The 17,992-nt window shown below is 64.6% G+C and carries 15 protein-coding genes; 4 read left to right on the forward strand and 11 right to left on the reverse strand.

What is annotated here, in order from left to right:
* Positions 1 to 4 precede the first annotated feature (4 nt).
* The 3 genes from RFM68_RS02620 to RFM68_RS02630 all read left to right on the forward strand — a co-directional run bounded on the left by RFM68_RS02620 (position 5) and on the right by RFM68_RS02630 (position 3,484).
* Positions 5 to 589, forward strand: coding sequence for an SCO family protein (locus RFM68_RS02620; RefSeq protein ID WP_320231096.1), 585 nt, complete (start codon positions 5 to 7; stop codon positions 587 to 589).
* A 78-nt stretch (positions 590 to 667) separates the two neighbouring features.
* Positions 668 to 1,540, forward strand: a complete 873-nt coding sequence (locus tag RFM68_RS02625; protein WP_320231097.1) for a 50S ribosomal protein L11 methyltransferase — start codon at positions 668 to 670, stop codon at positions 1,538 to 1,540.
* Between the two features lie 99 nt (positions 1,541 to 1,639).
* Positions 1,640 to 3,484, forward strand: a complete 1,845-nt coding sequence (locus RFM68_RS02630; protein WP_320231098.1) for an aminopeptidase P family protein — start codon at positions 1,640 to 1,642, stop codon at positions 3,482 to 3,484.
* 94 nt (positions 3,485 to 3,578) lie between these two features.
* Here the strand turns inward: RFM68_RS02630 and RFM68_RS02635 are convergent, their stop codons facing one another.
* Complete coding sequence (locus RFM68_RS02635) at positions 3,579 to 3,875, reverse strand: AzlD family protein (RefSeq protein ID WP_320231099.1); 297 nt, start codon at positions 3,873 to 3,875, stop codon at positions 3,579 to 3,581.
* Complete coding sequence (locus RFM68_RS02640) at positions 3,872 to 4,600, reverse strand: AzlC family ABC transporter permease (protein WP_320231100.1); 729 nt, start codon at positions 4,598 to 4,600, stop codon at positions 3,872 to 3,874. The genes RFM68_RS02635 and RFM68_RS02640 overlap by 4 nt, the downstream gene beginning before the upstream one ends.
* Before the next feature lie 291 nt (positions 4,601 to 4,891).
* Here RFM68_RS02640 and RFM68_RS02645 point away from each other — a divergent pair, with 291 nt between their 5' ends.
* Positions 4,892 to 5,650 (forward strand): SDR family NAD(P)-dependent oxidoreductase, encoded by a 759-nt coding sequence (locus RFM68_RS02645; RefSeq protein WP_320231101.1) that lies wholly within the window; start codon positions 4,892 to 4,894, stop codon positions 5,648 to 5,650.
* Positions 5,651 to 5,679: 29 nt separating this feature from the next.
* Here RFM68_RS02645 and RFM68_RS02650 read toward each other — a convergent pair whose 3' ends face one another.
* The 9 genes from RFM68_RS02650 to RFM68_RS02690 all read right to left on the reverse strand — a co-directional run bounded on the left by RFM68_RS02650 (position 5,680) and on the right by RFM68_RS02690 (position 17,809).
* Complete coding sequence (locus tag RFM68_RS02650; RefSeq protein ID WP_320231102.1) at positions 5,680 to 6,372, reverse strand: DUF2461 domain-containing protein; 693 nt, start codon at positions 6,370 to 6,372, stop codon at positions 5,680 to 5,682.
* Entirely contained in the window at positions 6,372 to 8,579 is a 2,208-nt protein-coding gene (gene ligA / locus RFM68_RS02655) for an NAD-dependent DNA ligase LigA (protein WP_320231103.1), read from the reverse strand. Before ligA ends, RFM68_RS02650 begins: the two co-directional genes overlap by 1 nt.
* 116 nt (positions 8,580 to 8,695) lie before the next feature.
* Entirely contained in the window at positions 8,696 to 10,369 is a 1,674-nt protein-coding gene (gene recN, locus RFM68_RS02660; RefSeq protein WP_320231104.1) for a DNA repair protein RecN, read from the reverse strand.
* A gap of 7 nt (positions 10,370 to 10,376) precedes the next feature.
* The gene (locus RFM68_RS02665) at positions 10,377 to 11,246 is read right to left on the reverse strand and encodes an outer membrane protein assembly factor BamD (RefSeq protein WP_320231105.1); all 870 of its coding nucleotides are present in this window, start codon (positions 11,244 to 11,246) and stop codon (positions 10,377 to 10,379) included.
* Between the two features lie 325 nt (positions 11,247 to 11,571).
* Positions 11,572 to 12,519: a UDP-3-O-acyl-N-acetylglucosamine deacetylase gene (lpxC, locus tag RFM68_RS02670; protein WP_320231106.1), complete on the reverse strand. Its 948-nt coding sequence runs from the start codon at positions 12,517 to 12,519 to the stop codon at positions 11,572 to 11,574.
* Positions 12,520 to 12,920: 401 nt separating this feature from the next.
* On the reverse strand, positions 12,921 to 14,579 hold the full coding sequence (gene ftsZ, locus RFM68_RS02675; RefSeq protein WP_320231107.1) for a cell division protein FtsZ: 1,659 nt from the start codon (positions 14,577 to 14,579) through the stop codon (positions 12,921 to 12,923).
* Between the two features lie 67 nt (positions 14,580 to 14,646).
* Entirely contained in the window at positions 14,647 to 15,954 is a 1,308-nt protein-coding gene (gene ftsA / locus RFM68_RS02680) for a cell division protein FtsA (protein ID WP_320231108.1), read from the reverse strand.
* Positions 15,951 to 16,895, reverse strand: coding sequence for a cell division protein FtsQ/DivIB (locus RFM68_RS02685; RefSeq protein WP_320231109.1), 945 nt, complete (start codon positions 16,893 to 16,895; stop codon positions 15,951 to 15,953). Before RFM68_RS02685 ends, ftsA begins: the two co-directional genes overlap by 4 nt.
* Entirely contained in the window at positions 16,883 to 17,809 is a 927-nt protein-coding gene (locus RFM68_RS02690; RefSeq protein ID WP_320231110.1) for a D-alanine--D-alanine ligase, read from the reverse strand. Before RFM68_RS02690 ends, RFM68_RS02685 begins: the two co-directional genes overlap by 13 nt.
* Between the last annotated feature and the right edge of the window lie 183 nt (positions 17,810 to 17,992).

Raw genomic sequence — 17,992 nt, forward strand, 5'->3', positions numbered from 1 at the left:
TCTGATGATGCGTTCAATTCTGGTCGGCATTCTGGTCCTGATGGCGGCGGGCATCGGTTGGCTGACATTCGACTGGTACCGCGGCCACTATGGCGGCGAGCCCTTCGGCGCACCCTTCACCCTGGTCGACCAGAAAGGCGCGCCGATCACCGAGGCGGCCTTCAGAGGGCACCCGAGTGTCGTCTTCTTCGGCTTCACCCATTGCCCGGAGGTCTGCCCGACGACCCTGTTCGAGCTGGCCGGCTGGCTGAAGACGATGGGTGACAGCGGCAAGAATCTCAATGCCTATTTCGTCACCGTCGATCCGGAACGCGACACGCCGCAGACGATGAACACCTATGTCAGCAACTTCTCCGACCGCATCACCGGCATTACAGGCGATCCGGACAAGGTGCACGCCATGGCCAAGGCCTTCGGCATCTACTGGAAGAAAGTCGACACCGGCGACGGCGACTACACGATGGACCATACGGCTTCGGTGCTGTTGCTCAATGCCAACGGCGATTTCGCCGGCACCATCGCTTATGGCGAGAGTGCCGACACCGCCGTTGCCAAGCTGAAGCGCCTGGCTGGCGGCGGCCAAACATGATCCCGAAAAGTGGAAACCGGTTTTTGCTTCGCTGACCTTCGGTTCGGAAAAAATCATGTTTGAACAAAGATTGCGCTGATGGCGCAGACCAGGTTCCATCTCACCGCGGGCAAAATTGAAGCCGACCGCATCTTTGCGGCGCTCGATGCCGCCTTCGAGGACGACGGCCTACCGATCGCCGTGCTGGAGGTCGACGAGGAAAAAGATATCCACGAGGTCTCGCTCTATGCCGACGGCGACATCGATCCCATCGAAGCGCGGGTCAAGGATATCCTCGCTGGTCTCGGCCTTCCCAAACCCGTCGAGCGCGAGGTCGTTCCCGACGTGGATTGGGTGTCGCGATCGCTGGAAGGTTTGAAGCCGGTCCGCGCCGGCCGCTTCCTGGTCCATGGTTCGCACGACCGGGCCAAGCGCCACGCCGGCGATCTCGCCATCGAGATCGAGGCGGGCCTTGCCTTCGGCACCGGCCATCACGGCACCACCGCCGGCTGCCTCGAAATGCTGGAGCAGGTGGTGCTGCGCGAGCGGCCGCGTAACGCGCTCGATCTCGGCACCGGCAGTGCCGTGCTCGCGATCGCGCTCGCCAAGCTTGCGCATATCCCGGTGCTGGCGACCGACATCGATCCGGTCGCCGTCCGTGTCGCGGCCGCCAATGCCCGCCTCAACCATGTGAAGGCGCTGGTCGAGACGGTGACGGCGCCCGGCTTCCATAACCCGATCTTCGGCAGGCGCGCTCCCTTCGACCTCATCGTCGCCAACATCCTGGCGCGGCCCTTGATGCGGCTGGCGCCCGAAATGGCCAAGCACATCAGGCTCGGCGGTTCGCTGGTGCTTTCCGGTATTCTCGACCGGCAGCGCGACGCGGTGATCTCGGCCTATGTCGGCCAGAGCTTCCGCCACGTCCGCACGCTGCATCGCGAGGGCTGGGTGACCATCCACCTCAAGCGCTGAGACCGGCAAAATCCGGCCGGTCTGGCCCTGCCGAAATCGATTCCGGTTTCCAAGGGGATACGCTACGGTCGCGGCGAGCCATTTTCGAGGGAGCCAGAAATGTTCCAGACCTTTGATTCCGCTGGTGATCCGGCCGTCGGCAAGCCGCGCGTGGCGCTGTTGCGGCAATGGCTGGCGGAGAACGGCTTGGATGGCTTCTTTGTCCCCCGCGCGGACGAGCACCAGGGCGAATATGTCGCCGACCGCTCGGCGCGGCTGAAATGGCTGACCGGCTTTTCCGGTTCGGCCGGCGTCGCCATCATCCTGCGCGACCGCGCCTTCATCTTTGTCGACGGACGCTACACGCTGCAGGTGCGGGCCGAGGTCGACCTGTCGATCTTCACTGTCGAAAGCCTCATCGACAATCCGCCGGCCAGTTGGATCAAGGACAATCTCGGCAAGGGCGCAAGGCTCGGCTTCGACCCCTGGCTGCATACGGTCGGCGAGGTCAAGGCGCTGAGGGCCTCGGCCGAGCAGTCCGGCGCGACATTGGTGCCGCTCGACAAGAACCCCATCGACATCATCTGGAAGGACCAGCCGGAACCGCCGCGCGCGCCCGTCGAGATCCACCCGCTCAACCTTGCCGGCGAACTCGCCAAGGACAAGCTGGCGCGGCTGGCGGGCGCGATCGAGAAGGACGGCGCCACCCACGCGGTGCTGACCGATCCCTCCTCGATTGCCTGGGCCTTCAACATCCGTGGCGGCGACGTGCCGCACACGCCGCTGGCGCTCGGCTTCGCCATCCTCGCCGCCGACGGCAAGCATCAGCTGTTCATGGACCAGCGCAAATTCCCGCGCCAGGTTGCGGCCTATCTCACGCAGCTTGCCGATCTGCATGATCCTGACGAATTCGAAGCCGCCATTGTCGCGCTAGCCAGGACCGGCGCCAAGATCGCGCTCGATCCGGTGCTGGCGGCGGAAAAACTTCGAATGCTGGCCGAGGACAATGGCGGCACCGTCGTCTTGGCGGCTGACCCGGCGCGTATCCCCCGCGCGACCAAGAACCAGGCCGAGATCGCCGGCAGCCGGGCCGCCCATCGCCGCGACGGCGCCGCAATCGCCAAGCTGCTTTGCTGGCTCGACCGCCAGGAGCCCGGCTCGCTTGACGAGATTGCGGTCGTCACCAAGCTCGAAGACGTGCGCCGGCAGACCGGCGAGGAAACGCAGATGCCGCTGCGCGACGTCTCCTTCGACACGATTTCCGGCGCCGGCCCGAACGGCGCCATCATGCACTATCGCGTCTCGCGCGCCACCAGCCGCAAGCTGCAGAGCGGCGAGCTGTTCCTGCTCGATTCCGGCGGCCAGTACCAGGATGGCACCACCGACATCACCCGCACCGTGCCGATCGGCCAACCGACCGAAGAGATGCGCGAGCGCTTCACGCTGGTGCTGAAGGGCATGATCGGCATCTCGACGCTGCGTTTTCCCGCCGGCACCCGGGGGTCGGAAATCGATGCCATTGCCCGCACCGCACTGTGGAAGCATGGCTGCGACTTCGCCCACGGCACCGGCCACGGCGTCGGCTCTTACCTTGCCGTGCATGAAGGGCCGCAGCGCATCGCCCGCACCGGCACCGAAAAACTGCTTGCCGGGATGATGCTGTCGAATGAACCGGGCTACTACAAGGAAGGCGCCTACGGCATCCGCATCGAGAACCTGATCCTGGTCACACCCGCCGAACAGATCGAAGGCGGCGACATCGCCATGCATGGTCTCGAGACGCTGACGCTGGCGCCTATCGACAAGCGGCTTATCCGCACCGACCTGCTGCATCGCGATGAGCTGCAGTGGCTCGACCGCTACCACGCCCGGGTGCTGGCCGAGATCGGCCCGATGGTCGACGGCGAGACGCTGGCCTGGCTGGAAAAAGCGACCGCGCCGCTGCCGCACGACGCCAAGATTTGAGGTGAGCTTCTTTCTCCCCGTTTACGGGGAGAAATGCCCGGCAGGGCAATGAGGGCAGCGCCGACAATCCCAAACGATCGCGCCGGCAGGGTCTCTACCCCATAAACTGGCGCGCGATTATCAGCACCGCAGCTCCGGCCAAAAACATCGCCATCAACCCACCGCGCAGCGATACCAGCACGGTGACGACCAGCGCCGCCCATTCGGCCGGTCCGGCATGCAGCAGCTCCGGCGCGACCAGCGTCGTCAGCACAGCGGCCGGCACGGCGTTGAGGCCGGCCTCGACGCGCGGATGGATGGTCTCGAAGCGCGAGATGACGAGGTGGCCGCCGACGCGGGTCAGATAGGTGGCGATAGCGCCTGCAAGGATGATCCAGAGGGTTGTGCTCATGGCCGCTTGCCCACGCCGCTGTGATGCGGCGGCAGTATCACCGCCAGGAGAATACCGGCGACCGCGCCGATCGAAATATGCCAGGGCGAGCCGACGGTTCTATAGGCAATGATCGAGGCGACGGCGCTGGCGACGACGACGGGCGCCCAAAGCGGCCGCTTGCGGAAGCCAAGCACCAGGCCGAGAAAGTAGATAGGCAGCAGGAAATCGATGCCCAGCGCATGCGTATCCGGGATCATCTTGCCGAACACCGCGCCAAGCCCGCTTTCAATCACCCAGAACACATAGACTGGCAGGCCGAGCCCCAGATACCAGACGAAACCGACGGGACGGCCGGACTCCGCCCTTGCCTCGGCGATGGCATATTGCGGATCGGTCAGGATGAAGTAGCCGAGCGCCTGCTGCAGCACCGGCCAGTGCGCGATCCGCCTGCCGATGCCGGCCGAATAGAGCACATGGCGGAAATTCACCGCGAAGATCGACAGCACGACCAGCCACGGCGCGACATGCTGGCCGAACAGTTCGATGCCGACCATCTGGCTGGCGCCGCCATAGATCATGGCGCTCATCAGGAAGGCTTCGAGAACGGAAAACCCATTGTCGACCGCAAGTGCGCCGAACAGCACCGCAAACGGCGCCGAGGCGACGACGACCGGCATCGACAGCCGCACGCCATCCCAGAAATCGCCGCCGGTCCTGCCCTCAGAGATTGCTTCCGCCGCCATCAAGCCGCTCCTTGAGCGGCCTCATTTAGGGAGCGTCGCCTTGCTTGTCACACGAATTCGCTTGACCCGACGATCAGTGGAACTGATCGGAGGCTTGTGAAGCGTCGGAAGTGCGGTGCGGAGGCTTTCGTCATATTTGTCGCGGAATGCTTCGCCGTACGCTTCAGCGCAGAAGTCGGACTCGGCGAAGGCTTCGATGGAAGCGTTTGCTGGATTTTCCGTGCACCCCTATTGTCCCGCCATCGCGCCTTGGCGCAAAACGCGACTCTGGCGCCAACGAGAGAGGGACAAATGGTCGTCTTTGATTTTACCGGTAGGCATGCGGTCGTCACCGGAGCCGGCGGCGGCATGGGCGAAGCGATCGCGCTGGCGCTGCTCGAGGCCGGTGCCTCGGTCACCGCCATCGACGTGAAGCCCCGCCCGGCCTCGCTTGCCGCCTATGACGACAGGCTGACCTTCGCGCAAGGTGATCTGACTGATGCCGCTTTCGTCGAGCAAACCATCGGCGCCGCCGGCCGCGAACGTGGCGGCATCGATTACCTCGCCAACGTCGCCGGTGTGCTCTGGTTCGGCCGCGACAAGTCGGCTCTGGAGATGGATCTCGACGTCTGGGACCAGGTCTTCAACATCAATTTGAAATCCTTCGTGCATACCGCACGCGCGGTCGTCCCCCGAATGCGCGCCGGCGGCCGCGGCGGCGCCATGGTGCATTTCTCGACCATCCAGTGGTATCGCGGCGACCCGAAACCGCAGGACGCCTACCAGGCGTCGAAGGCCGGCGTTTGCGCGCTGTCCAAGTCGCTGGCCATGCAGCTTGCCGGCGAGCGCATCCGCTCGAATGCCATCTGCCCCGGCATGGCGCTCACGCCGCTGCAGGCCCGCTGGGACACCGAGGAGAAGCGTGCCGCCGTGGCGAATTACACACCGCTCGGCCGCATCGGCACGCCGCAGGACATGGCCAATGCCGCACTGTTCCTGCTCTCGGATGCCGCAAGTTACATCACCGGCATCGAACTCGCCGTCGACGGCGGCCTGCTGATGCGGATGTAAGGCTGCCGGCCTGACCCGCGACGACGGCGTCAGGCCGCGACGGCCGTGCCCTGGATCGCCCTGCCCCAGTCGAGCAGCGGCTTGGCATGCAAGGTGAAGCCGACGAGGTCGTCGACCAGCGTCGGCGAATGGATCGTCGCCGGGTCGATGTCGTGCCGGACCACGAAATGCCGGTTGCGCACAGCCTGGGCGAGATCGTCTTCGCCGATATCCTCGAAGCCGCGCGGCGCGCGCTTCAAGCGGTCTTCCGGATCGAGTTCCAGGCCAGCCTTCTTGAGCGACGAGACCATGGCACGAAACGCGGCCGGCTTGGCCACGATCGCCTTGCGCATCGCCTGCAGCAGTTGGGGCGCCGGCTGCCACCAGGCGACACCGGCGAAGCAGCGCTCCAGCCCGATATGCACATAGAAGACGCCCTGCGACATCTTGCTGCCGTCCGGCGACAGGATTGCCGAGAGATGCCGGTTGTAGGGTCGCTTGTCCTTTGCGAAGCGCACGTCGCGGTTGATGCGGAACAGCGATTTCTTGCGGTCGCCGCGCAAGCCGAGCTTGGCCGCGTCGAAACGCTCGCTGAGCGTCTCGACCAGATCGCAGAACGGTTCATGCAACTCGCTGTCGAAGAGGTCGCGGTTCTGCTGGAACCACTCGCGGCTCTGGTGGAAGTCGAGCGCCTTGAAGAAAGGAATGGCCTTCTGCCCAAAACCCTTGAACGCGCCGGCCATCAGCCGCCCCTGCCGATGCGCTGCAGCCAGGTATCCTCGTCGATCACCTCGATGCCGAGGTCGCTTGCGGTCTTGAGCTTGGAGCCAGCGCCCGGACCCGCCACCACCAGGTCGGTCTTGGCCGAAACCGAGCCCGCGACCTTGGCGCCGAGACGTTCGGCCATAGCCTTGGCCTCCGACCGCGTCATCTTCTCTAGCGTGCCGGTGAACACCACTGTCTTGCCGGAGACCTCGCTGCCGGCCGAGATTTCGACGACATAGGGCTTTGGATGGACCTGTGCGAGCAGCGCGTCGAGCACGTCGTCGTTGCGCTCATTGCCGAAGAAGTCACGCAACGCGTTGATCACCGTGTCGCCGATGCCGTTGATCGACGGGAACACCGTGTGCGGATCTTCGGCCTTTGCCGTTTCCTTGCCGATGCGGATCAGTTCCTCGATCGTCGAGAACTGGCGGGCAAGCACGGCGGCCGTCGTCTCGCCGATATGGCGGATGCCGAGCGCGAAGATGAAACGGTCGAGCTCTGGCTCGCGGCGCGCGTCGATGGCCGAAAACAGCTTGTCGAGGCCTTCGTAGTTGCGCTCCTCGACGCTGCGCACATTCTTGCGCGTCTTGCCCGATGCTTCCTCGCGCAGCCTTGCCTGCTCCTCGCGCCGCTCGGCCAGCGCCTTGGTGACGGCCGGGCGCCGATCCTTCAGGGTGAAGATATCGGCGGTGGTCTTCACCAGCCCGGAGTTGAAGAACAGGTCGATGTTCTCCGCGCCCAGCCCTTCGATATCGAGCGCGCCGCGCGACACGAAATGGCGCAGCCTTTCCACGGCCTGGGCAGCGCAAATCAGCTCGCCGGTGCAGCGGCGCCGCGAATCCTCCTTGCCCGTCTTCTCGTTGATCTCGCGCGTCGCCGGCGAGCCGCAAACCGGGCAGGTATGCGGGAATTCGTAAGGCACCGCGCCGGCCGGTCGCTTGTCGATGACGACGCTGACGATCTGCGGGATGACATCCCCCGCCCGCTGGATGACCACGGTGTCGCCGATGCGCACGTCGATGCCGTCGCGGATCGGCAGGCCATTGCTGTCGAAGCCCTTGATATAGTCTTCGTTGTGCAGCGTGACGTTCTCGACCACCACGCCGCCGACCGTGACCGGCGCCAGCCGCGCAACCGGCGCCAGCGTGCCGGTGCGGCCGACCTGGATGTCGATCTTCTCGACCGTCGTCATTGCCTGCTCGGCTGGGAATTTATGGGCGACCGCCCAGCGCGGCTCGCCGGTGACAAAACCCCAGCGGCGCTGCAGCTCGAGCTGGTCGACCTTGTAGACGACACCGTCGATATCGTAGCCAAGCGACGAGCGCTGCTCCTCGATCCGATGGTAGTGCTCGATGAGCTCGTGGATCGACTTCGCCCGCACCATCAGCGGACTGACCTTGAATCCCCACTCCTTGAACTTCCGCACGCAATCGTACTGCGTCGGCGCCGGGTCCGCTGTCGTGTAACCCCAGGCATAGGCGAAGAATTTCAGATTGCGGCTGGCGGTGACCGACGGATCCTTCTGGCGGAGCGACCCGGCCGCGGTGTTGCGCGGATTGACATAATCCTGGCCGCCGGCGGCGGCCGAGCGCTGCTTCAGCGCCTCGAATTCGGCATAAGTCATATAGACCTCGCCGCGGATTTCGATCGTCTGCGGCCAACCCGAGCCATTCAGCGTCTTCGGGATATCGGCAATGGTCTTGAGATTCGCGGTGATGTCCTCGCCGACGGCGCCGTCGCCGCGCGTCGCGCCCTGCACGAACACGCCGTTCTCATAGCGCAGCGAAGCCGACAGCCCGTCGATCTTCGGCTCGGCGGTGAAGGCGATGTCGAGGTCCTTGTCGCGGTCGAAGAAACGCCGGCCGCGCTCGATGAAATCGGCGACGTCCTGGTCGGTATAAGCCTTGGCGAGGCTGAGCATCGGCACCGCGTGCCGTATCTTGGTAAAGCCTTCGGCAAGCGGCGCGCCGACCCGCCGCGACGGCGAATCGTCTCGCACGAGATCGGGGAAATGCTCTTCGATGGCGAGGTTGCGCCGGCGCAGCGCGTCGTACTCGGCATCGGTGATCGTCGGCGCGTCCTCGGCGTGGTAGCGGCGGTCGTGCTCGGCAATCTCCATTGCCAACCGCTTCAGTTCCTCCGTGGCTTCGCTTTCACTCAACGAATCGACGGGTTTTTCCGACATGCAGCGCTTCCCTGAAAACTGGCGCGCCACCATAGATCATGATTTTGGGAAAATCATTCCTGAACAGCAGCATGGAGCCATATCCTGACTCACCCCCGGAGCGCTGAAGCTGGTTGCTACGCTGCGGCCGTATTCTCGCGCAACAGCCGGTCCGCTGCCGCGCGGGCCTCGTCGGTGATGGTGGCGCCGGCCAGCATGCGGGCGATTTCTTCCTGGCGCGCGGCGCGGTCCATTTCGGCAATGCCGGTGGCGACACGGTCACTGCCGCCGGATTTGGAAATCAGGAAATGCGTTGCGGCGCGCGCAGCCACTTGCGGTGCGTGCGTGACGGAAAGCACTTGCACCCGTTTCGACAGCCGCGCCAGCCGCTGGCCGATGGCGTCGGCCACCGCGCCGCCGACGCCGGTATCGATTTCATCGAACACAAGGGTCGGCGCCGAGCCGCGATCGGCAAGCGCCACCTTCAATGCCAGGAGAAAGCGCGAGAGCTCGCCGCCTGAGGCGACCTTCATCATCGGCCCCGGCCTGGTGCCGGGATTGGTCCGCACCCAGAATTCTACCTCGTCGATGCCTTCTTCCATGCGGCTTTCGGCATTGCTTGTCATCTCGACAATGAACTCGGCCCGTTCGAGCTTGAGCGCCGGCAGTTCCGCCATTACTGCCTTGGTCAGTCCCGCCGCCGCCGCGTGGCGCAGCGACGAAAGCTGCGCCGCGGAAATATCATAGGCCTCGCGCCCGGCGCCGGCCTGCTTCTCCAGCGTATGCAGCCGCTCCTCGCCGGCATCGAGATCGGCAAGGTCGGCCACCATCGTGTCGCGCAGCTGGGCCAGATCGTCGACGGCGACATTGTGCTTGCGCGAAGCAGCGCGCAGCGCAAACAGCCGCTCCTCCGCCTTTTCCAGGCGCTGCGGATCATATTCGGTGGCCCGAAGGGCTGCTTCGACGCCGGACTGCACCGCGTCGAGCGAGATCATCGCCTCGTCCAGCGACTTCACCACCTCGTCGAGCAGGCCCGGCGCTTCGCCCGCCTTGCGCTGCAGCCGGCGCAACAGGCTGGCGAGCTGCGGCAAGGGCGAGGACGGCCCCGACAGCACATCCTGTGCATCATGGATTTCGGCGGCGATCTTTTCGACACGCATCATCTGCGCACGCAATTCCGCAAGTTCCGTTTCCTCACCCGGCTGCGGATCGAGTTTTGTGAGCTCGGCGACGGAAGCGCGCAGATAGTCGGCCTCGCGCGCCGCCGCCTCGACCTTGGCGCGATGTCGGGAAAGCTCGTGCTCGCAGTTTCGCCAGTAGCGCCAGGCCTCGCCCGTGCCGCGCACCGCGCCCAGATGCCCGCCGAAACTGTCCAGCAACTCACGATGCGCGCCCGGATCGACCAGCGCGCGCTCGTCATGCTGGCCATGGATTTCGACCAGCGCGCGACCGACGTCGCGCATCAGGGTGACGCTGGAGGGCTGGTCGTTGACGAAGACGCGCGTGCGGCCGTCGGCCGTCTGCACGCGCCGCAGGATGATATCGCCATCATCCTCGATGTCGTTTCCGGCGAGCAGCGCGCGTGCAGGATGGTTTCGCGGCACGTCGAAAACCGCGATAACCTGGCCTTGCGCAGCGCCGTGGCGAACCAGCGAGGCATCGCCGCGCGCGCCGAGCGCCAGAGACAGCGCGTCGAGCAGGATGGATTTGCCGGCGCCGGTCTCGCCGGTCAGCACCGAAAGCCCAAGCAGGAAGTCGATGTCCAGCTTCTCGATCAGGACGATATCGCGGATCGACAGTCTGGACAGCATGGGAGCTTCAAGCGCCGGTGATCAGCTTCCCGGCCTTGGAGATCCACGATCCGGCATTCTCGCGCGGCGCAAGCCCATTGCTCTGCAGGAGCTTGTAGGAATCCTTGTACCACTGGCTGTCGGGATAATTGTTGCCGAGCACCGCGGCGGCCGTCTGCGCTTCCGAGGTCAGGCCCATGGCATAATAGGACTCGGTCAGGCGCGCGAGCGCCTCCTCGACATGGCGGGTGTTGGAATAGTTTTCCACCACGGTGCGGAAGCGCTTCACGGCGGCGATGTAGTCGCGGCGCTCGAGATAGTAGCGGCCGATCTGCATTTCCTTGCCGGCGAGCTGGTCGTTGGCAAAGCGGATCTTGTCCTTGGCGTCGCCGACATATTCGGAGGTCGGCCAGCGCGTCACCAGATCCTGCATGGTCTGGATGGTCTGGCGCGCTTCCTTCTGGTCCTGGGTGACGTCCTTGATCTGGCGGTAATAGCTCAGGCCGATGATGTATTGCGCGTAGGCGGCCTCGTCGGTCGACGGATAAAGCGTCAGATAGCGCTTCGCGGTGCCGATCGCCTCGTCATAATTGCCGGCGCGATAATCGGCGAAAGCGCCCATCACCATCGATTTGCGGGCGAATTCCGAATAGGGATGCTGGCGGTCGACAGCGTCGAACTTCTTGCTCGCCTCATCGAGACGGCCGGCATTCATGTTGGCCAGACCCTGGTTGTAGAGAACGTCGGCCGGTTCGGTCTGATCGACGTAGGTCGACAGGTTGACGTCCTTCTCGGAGGACATGCAGGCCGACAGAACGAGTGCGGGAGCAACCACCGACAGCGCCAGCAGAATACCCCGACGCGGCGCTACCGATTGACCAACTCGCGAAAAAAACATGTTTGGATTCCGCCCCTTCGGCGTCGTTTCGGTCCGGGCCGAAGCCATAAACCATTATCCCCTTGCCCGGCAACGCTATGTCCGGCCAATCGCACATTTTTGTGGCGGCTGCCGGACGCCGCGATCTGGGCGCGATTTGGTGCCCCGGTGATGTATTATTACCACAGAGCCCCGCCCCACATCAAACCCGGCGGCTGCGCCTTTCGACATCGTGCGGAACCCTGCCACAAGGTGGCAAAGGAACCGTTACATGTTGCAAGGCTTGGAGTCCGGCGCCGAGCATGCCGACGACGAGATCAGGCGCAGGACCTGAGGCGAAACCGCTTCAGATAACCCAGGGCGCGTAGACCGGCCCGCTGACGGCGATCATCTCGGCGACGCGGCCGCGCTCGCGCCGCCTCGTCTCGACGATCTCGAAGGCCGTCCGGTCGGAAAGCAGCCGGCGCAACGCCGAGGCATTCATCCGGTGGCCGCCGCGGTAGGAACGGAAGCAGCCGATGAAGCGCGCGCCGGCCAGCGCCAGATCGCCCATGGCATCGAGCGTCTTGTGGCGGGCGAATTCATTGGGGTAGCGCAGCCCGCCGACATTGATGACGCGGTTGTCGTCGCCGATGACCAGCGAGTTCTCCAGGGACGAGCCGAGCGCGTAACCGGCAGCCCAAAGCCGCTCGACATCCTTCATGAAGCCGAAGGTTCGGGCGCGCGCGATATCGCGGCGGAAGATATCGGGATTGATGTCGGAGGCGAATTGCTGGCGGCCGATCGCCGGGCTTTCAAAGTCGATCTCGACTTCGAAGCGCGTGCCGTCATAAGGGCGGAACTCCGCCCAGGATGCGCCGGCTTCCACGCGCACCGGCTTGGCCACGCGTATATAACGACGCTTCATCGCCAGCGTCTCGATGCCTGCCTGGTCGATGGCTTCGACGAAGGCCATGGCGCTGCCGTCGAGAATGGGGACTTCCGAGCCGTCGATCTCGATGACGAGGTTGTCGATGCCAAGACCGAACACCGTGGCCATCAGGTGCTCGACGGTGCCGATGTGCTCCCCGGCCGGATCGCCGAGCATGGTGCAAAGATCGGTCGCGCCGACTTCCGCGACCAGAGCGCGGAACTCGCGGCTTTCGCCGCCATTCGAGAGATGGAAAACAATGCCCGTATCGGCGTCGGCCGGCAGGAAATCAACGGTGACGGGTTTGCCGCTATGGACGCCGATGCCAGTCAGCGTCGCGCGCGATTTCACTGTCGTCTGATGATCGTGCAAGAGTAACCCCATACGCCCTAAGTGCCTGCGTCCGCTCGATCGACCTTGGGTATCTTGCAGCCAGCTCAACGACCTGGCGCTCGCAAAAATGCGGCAAAATAAGCAAGAGCATGCGGCTCTGTATAATCGGCAGGCAGGGCTACTCCCCGAATCCCGGCAAACCGACTTTAGTCCGTGGCGAAGATAATGGCCCGCCCTGGAGACTCCAAATCACGGTTTCTTACCCCGTGTAACCACGGGAAAACATCAGGAATGGCTCGTAACGCATTGTTTTCAATGAGCTTTAAAAAGGAACAGGCAAACGATTTCTCGTCCGCCTGTTAACAACCGTTATGTATCGTTAACGATCAGCTGCACGCTGTATCGACGATCAGCGGCACGCCGTATCGACGATCAGCGGCTTGCTATACCGATCAGTTGGCCTGGCGGCGCAGGAAGGCCGGTATCTCCAGCTGGTCGTCTTCCTGGACCGTACGGCTCTGCGGCGTCAGCCGGCCCTGGTCGTCGAGCTGGCCGCGTCGCGGCGCATAGAGCTGCGGGTCCTGGCTGGCGAGGCGGCGCATTTCCGGCGCGGCCTGACGCAGCTTCGGTTCGCGCGGCTGCGCCGGCTGGAGCCGGGCCGGCTCTTCCTCGCGGCGGGTAAGACCATTGGTCAACCGCTTGATCAGCCCCATCGGACCGCTGTTCTCATGGTCCGCCGGGCGGGTCTTGGCTTCGACCTCAGCCCTTACCACCGGCGGAAAGTCTTCCACACGCGGCATGCGCTGCGGGGCCGCGGCCACCGGCTGCGGCATCTCGCGCTGCGGCGCGGGCTGCTGCATCACCTGCTGCGGCACCACGGGCTGTGGCTGCGGCTGGGCCGGCGGAGCCTGGAAGATCTTGCTCTGCGGCCGGAAGTCGTCGACCGGCACGGGGCGCGGCTGCGCCATGGCGGCGGCGTTTGCCTCGGCAAGCTGGATCGCTTCGGCGACCGGGTCGACCGCGCGCGGCTCGTAGGCCTGCTGCTGAACCGGTGCGGGGCGGATCTCGGCAACCGGAGCCGCCGGGCGGGCGGCCGGCTTCTGCGGGGCGCGGATCGAGATCGGTGCCGCGGCGATTTCTGCGGCCGACTTGTCGATGCCGGTGGCGACGACCGACACGCGGATCACGCCTTCCAGCTCCTCGTCGAAGGTGGCGCCCAGGATGATGTTGGCGTCCTGGTCGACCTCCTCGCGGATGCGGGTCGCGGCTTCGTCGACCTCGAACAAAGTGAGGTCGCGGCCGCCGGTGATCGAGATCAGCAGACCCTTGGCGCCCTTCATCGAGGTCTCGTCGAGCAGCGGGTTGGCGATCGCGGCCTCGGCGGCGGCCATCGCGCGACCCTCGCCCGAAGCTTCGCCGGTGCCCATCATCGCCTTGCCCATCTCGCGCATCACCGAGCGCACGTCGGCGAAGTCGAGATTGATCAGGCCTTCCTTGACCATCAGGTCGGTGATGCAGGCAACGCCTGAGTAGAGCACCTGGTCGGCCATGGCGAAGGCATCGGCGAAGGTGGTCTTGTCATTGGCCAGCCGGAACAGGTTCTGGTTGGGGATGACGATCAGGGTATCGACGCATTTCTGCAGTTCCTCGATACCCATGTCGGCCGTCTTCATGCGGCGCTGGCCTTCGAAATGGAACGGCTTGGTGACGACGCCGACGGTGAGGATGCCCTTCTCGCGGGCCGCGCGGGCAACGACCGGAGCAGCGCCCGTGCCGGTGCCGCCGCCCATGCCGGCGGTGACGAAGCACATATGCGTGTTGGAAAGGTGATCGATGATCTCATCGATGCACTCTTCCGCCGCCGCGCGGCCGACTTCCGGCTGCGAGCCGGCGCCGAGGCCTTCGGTGACATGCGCGCCGAGCTGGATCAGCCGCTCGGCTTTCGACATGGTCAGCGCCTGCGCGTCGGTGTTGGCCACCACGAACTCGACGCCGCGCAGGCCGGCTGTGATCATGTTGTTGACCGCATTGCCGCCGCCGCCGCCGACGCCGAAGACGGTGATGCGAGGCTTAAGCTCGGTGATGTCCGGCTTTTGCAGATTGATGGTCATTGTCTCCGTCCTTTGCCTTTCCCGCCGCTTCGCCGCTGCGGCCGCCTATGGGGCTGTCCCCGTCAAATTAAAAACTGTCTCTCAACCACTGACTCATGCGATGCAGTTTTCCGCCCGTTCCGGTCATCCTGAAACCGGAAAGTCCTTTCGCCGAATGGCTCTCGAAGCTCGCCATCTGCGGGTAGATCATCAGTCCGACCGGGGTTGAGAACGCCGGTCCCTTGGCCGCTTCCGGCAGGCCCGCTACGCCGAGCGGCCGGCCGATGCGCACATTGCGCCCGAGAATGCGGCGCGCCGCTTCCGGCAGGCCGGCAAGCTGGCTGGCGCCGCCGGTGAGCACGACGCGCTTGCCGACGGCATTGCCGTAGCCGGACTTGTTCAGCCGGTCGCGCAGAAGCTCCAGCGTCTCGTCGATGCGCGCACGGATGATGCGCGTCATCACCGAACGCGGAATCTGCAGCGGCACATCGCCGTCCTCGCCGATCGGCTGGATCGAGACGAGGTCACGGTCGTCGGCACTTCCAGGCAGCGCCGAGCCATGCATCACCTTCAACCGCTCCGCGGCATCGAGCGAGGTCGACAGGCCCTTGGCCATGTCGAGCGTCACATGGTTGCCGCCGATGGCGATGGCGTCGCCATGGACGAACTTGCCTTCCGAGAAGACCGAAATGGTCGTCGTGCCGCCGCCCATGTCGATGCAGGCGGCGCCCATTTCGAGTTCGTCGTCGACCAGCGAGGCAAGCCCGCTGGCGTAGGGCGTCGCCACCATGCGTTCGACCGACAGATGCGAACGGTTGATGCAAAGCTCGAGATTGCGCATCGGCGCCGCATCGCCCGTCAGCACATGCATGTCGACGCCAAGCGCATCGCCCACCATGCCGCGCGGGTCCCGCATGCCACGCTCGGCGTCGAGCGAGAAACCGACGGGCAGCGAATGGATCACCTCGCGCTCGGCCCTGAGCGCCTGCTTGGCGCCGGCGGAGAGCACGCGCTTGATGTCGGCTTCCTCGACCTGATGCCCGCCGAGATTGATGGTCGCCGAGAAGGCTTCGCTCTTCAGCCGGCCAGCCGTCATGTTGACGATGAGGGAATCGACCGTGAGCCCGGCCATCCGCTCGGCCGCATCGACGGCCAGCCGAATGGCATGCTCGGCGCGATCGAGATCGACCACGACCCCGGACTTCACGCCTTGCGACTTCTGATGGCCGATGCCGATCACCTGGATGCGATGCGAACGCCCGCGCAGCAGCTTGCCGTCCTCGTTCGGCTTCAGCTTCGCCACCACGCAGCAAACCTTGCTCGAACCGACATCGAGCACCGTGAGCGTGCCCGACCGGCGCGAAGAAGCATCACCGCTGCCGCCAAGCCAGCTCATATCTTCGTCCCCGCCTTGCGCTTCGCCAGACTCTTCGGCTTTTCGCTGAGTGCGGCTTCGCGCTGCGTCGCCGCTTCCGGCGAAAGCTCCACGACCAGCCGGTCGGAGAGCCGCATGTCGACTGCGGCGATGTCGCGCGTCAGCAACCCGTTGTCATGGTCGAGCTTGACGAGCGCGGCGATCGCCTGGTCCTCGTCGTCTTCCGGCAGCTTGACCGTGATGCCGTTCTCAAGCCTCAGGTCCCAGCGCCGCTCGCCGACCCGGATGTACCCTTTTACCCGTGCCGCGAGCCCGGGATAGCGCTTGATCTTGTCGACAAAGGCCGGCGCCATGGCCGGCGCGCCTGCACCGATGATCAAGGGAAGCAATGCCTGCTTGCCGCCCGAGAACGGCACGATCACCTCGCCAGACCGCTCGATGACCGACACCGAGGTACCCTGCTGCCAGAGCGCGAAGGGCACGCGCTCCTCGATGCGCACCTCCAGCGTATGCGGGTAGATCTTGCGCACCGCCACACCCTCGACCCAGGGCAGCGTGGCAATACGTTGCCGCGCAGCCTCGGCGTCGAAGCCGATCAGCGAGGTCCAGCCGTCGAGGCCGAGCCGGTCGAGCACATCGATTTCGGAAGTCTGACGGTTGCCGACCACCTTGATCTGGTCGACGGCAAAGCCGGTGCGGGCCGTCACGCCCTGCACGATGCTGTCGGTGTAACCGCCAAGATAAGCGCCATAGGCGCTGCTCGACGCAACCAGCGCAGCGGAAAGGATCGCCGCCGAAAAGCGCGGCGCCTCATACTCGCCGCCGCACAGGCGCGCCAGCACACGCGTCGGCCGGCGAAGCTGACGCGGCAATACGAAACGGTCGAATGACAGCGACTTGCCGAACAGCGCGAAACCAGCCGCGCCGCCGCCGTTACCCTGTCCCCACCTCAACGCAGACACGAAGCGTCCTCCACCATCCAACTCAACAAATCGCCGAACGAGTGCCCCGCTTGCGCGGCGATTTCAGGCACCAGAGACGTCGGCGTCATGCCCGGCTGAGTGTTGACCTCGAGCCAGACAACCTCGCCGTTTTCGGAGTAACGGTCGTCGTAACGGAAGTCCGACCGGGAGACGCCCCGGCAACCGATGGCAAGATGAGCCTTGAGGGCCAGTGTCTGTATTTTTTGGTAAATATTCGGTGAAATTTTTGCAGGGATTTCGTGTTTTGATCCGCCGGGAACGTATTTTGAATCGTAATCGTAGAAGGAATGCCCCGTCGGGATGATCTCGCAGACGCCGAGCGCCACATCGCCCATCACCGCGCAGGTCAATTCGCGCCCATGGATGTAGCGCTCGACCATGACGGTCTCGCCATATTGCCACTCGGTCGAGCCGATCACCTGCGGCGGGTGCGACTGCCCCTCATGCACGATGACGACGCCGAAGCTCGACCCCTCATTGACCGGCTTGACCACGTAAGGCGGCTTCATCGGATGCTTGTTCTGGACGGCGAAGCGGTTGACCACCTTGGATTCCGCTACCGGAATGCCGGACGCCTTGGCAATTTTCTTGGCCTGCTCCTTGTTCATGGCCAGCGCCGAAGCGAGCACGCCCGAATGGGTGTAGGGAATTGCGAGATATTCGAGAATTCCCTGGATGGTGCCGTCCTCGCCGAACGGACCGTGCAGCGCGTTGAAGGCGACGTCGGGCTTGAGCTCGGCAAGCACGGACCCAACATCACGCGAAACATCGACGCGGGTGACCTGATAGCCTTCATTCTCGAGCGCATCCGCACATGCCTTCCCCGAGGACAGAGACACGGGCCGCTCGGAGGAGAATCCACCCAGGAGAACAGCCACATGCTTCTTCTTCATTTCCCGTCACCCCTCTCACGCCGGGCCTGCAACCGATATTCCCGCACCGCATTCCCGAGCATTGAGTCCGAGTCTTCCGGCAGGTTGCCCCCCCAGACGGAAAACGCGGCTTAACGCGTCGAACGACTCAAATCAGGAAACGCTTCAGGGCAGAGAATCAGAGAGTTGATTCGCTGGCAAGTG

It is taken from the genome of Mesorhizobium montanum (genome assembly GCF_033977145.1).
Taxonomy (GTDB): Bacteria; Pseudomonadota; Alphaproteobacteria; order Rhizobiales; family Rhizobiaceae; genus Mesorhizobium; species Mesorhizobium montanum.

Excerpts from the sequence above, each read along its gene's own strand:
- RFM68_RS02620 (WP_320231096.1), top strand. The coding sequence starts at position 5 with ATGATGCGTTCAATTCTGGTCGGCATTCTGGTCCTGATGGCGGCGGGC.
- RFM68_RS02625 (WP_320231097.1), top strand. The coding sequence starts at position 668 with ATGGCGCAGACCAGGTTCCATCTCACCGCGGGCAAAATTGAAGCCGAC.
- RFM68_RS02630 (WP_320231098.1), top strand. The coding sequence starts at position 1,640 with ATGTTCCAGACCTTTGATTCCGCTGGTGATCCGGCCGTCGGCAAGCCG.
- RFM68_RS02635 (WP_320231099.1), bottom strand. The coding sequence starts at position 3,875 with ATGAGCACAACCCTCTGGATCATCCTTGCAGGCGCTATCGCCACCTAT.
- RFM68_RS02640 (WP_320231100.1), bottom strand. The coding sequence starts at position 4,600 with ATGGCGGCGGAAGCAATCTCTGAGGGCAGGACCGGCGGCGATTTCTGG.
- RFM68_RS02645 (WP_320231101.1), top strand. The coding sequence starts at position 4,892 with ATGGTCGTCTTTGATTTTACCGGTAGGCATGCGGTCGTCACCGGAGCC.
- RFM68_RS02650 (WP_320231102.1), bottom strand. The coding sequence starts at position 6,372 with ATGGCCGGCGCGTTCAAGGGTTTTGGGCAGAAGGCCATTCCTTTCTTC.
- ligA (WP_320231103.1), bottom strand. The coding sequence starts at position 8,579 with ATGTCGGAAAAACCCGTCGATTCGTTGAGTGAAAGCGAAGCCACGGAG.
- recN (WP_320231104.1), bottom strand. The coding sequence starts at position 10,369 with ATGCTGTCCAGACTGTCGATCCGCGATATCGTCCTGATCGAGAAGCTG.
- RFM68_RS02665 (WP_320231105.1), bottom strand. The coding sequence starts at position 11,246 with ATGTTTTTTTCGCGAGTTGGTCAATCGGTAGCGCCGCGTCGGGGTATT.
- lpxC (WP_320231106.1), bottom strand. The coding sequence starts at position 12,519 with ATGGGGTTACTCTTGCACGATCATCAGACGACAGTGAAATCGCGCGCG.
- ftsZ (WP_320231107.1), bottom strand. The coding sequence starts at position 14,579 with ATGACCATCAATCTGCAAAAGCCGGACATCACCGAGCTTAAGCCTCGC.
- ftsA (WP_320231108.1), bottom strand. The coding sequence starts at position 15,954 with ATGAGCTGGCTTGGCGGCAGCGGTGATGCTTCTTCGCGCCGGTCGGGC.
- RFM68_RS02690 (WP_320231110.1), bottom strand. The coding sequence starts at position 17,809 with ATGAAGAAGAAGCATGTGGCTGTTCTCCTGGGTGGATTCTCCTCCGAG.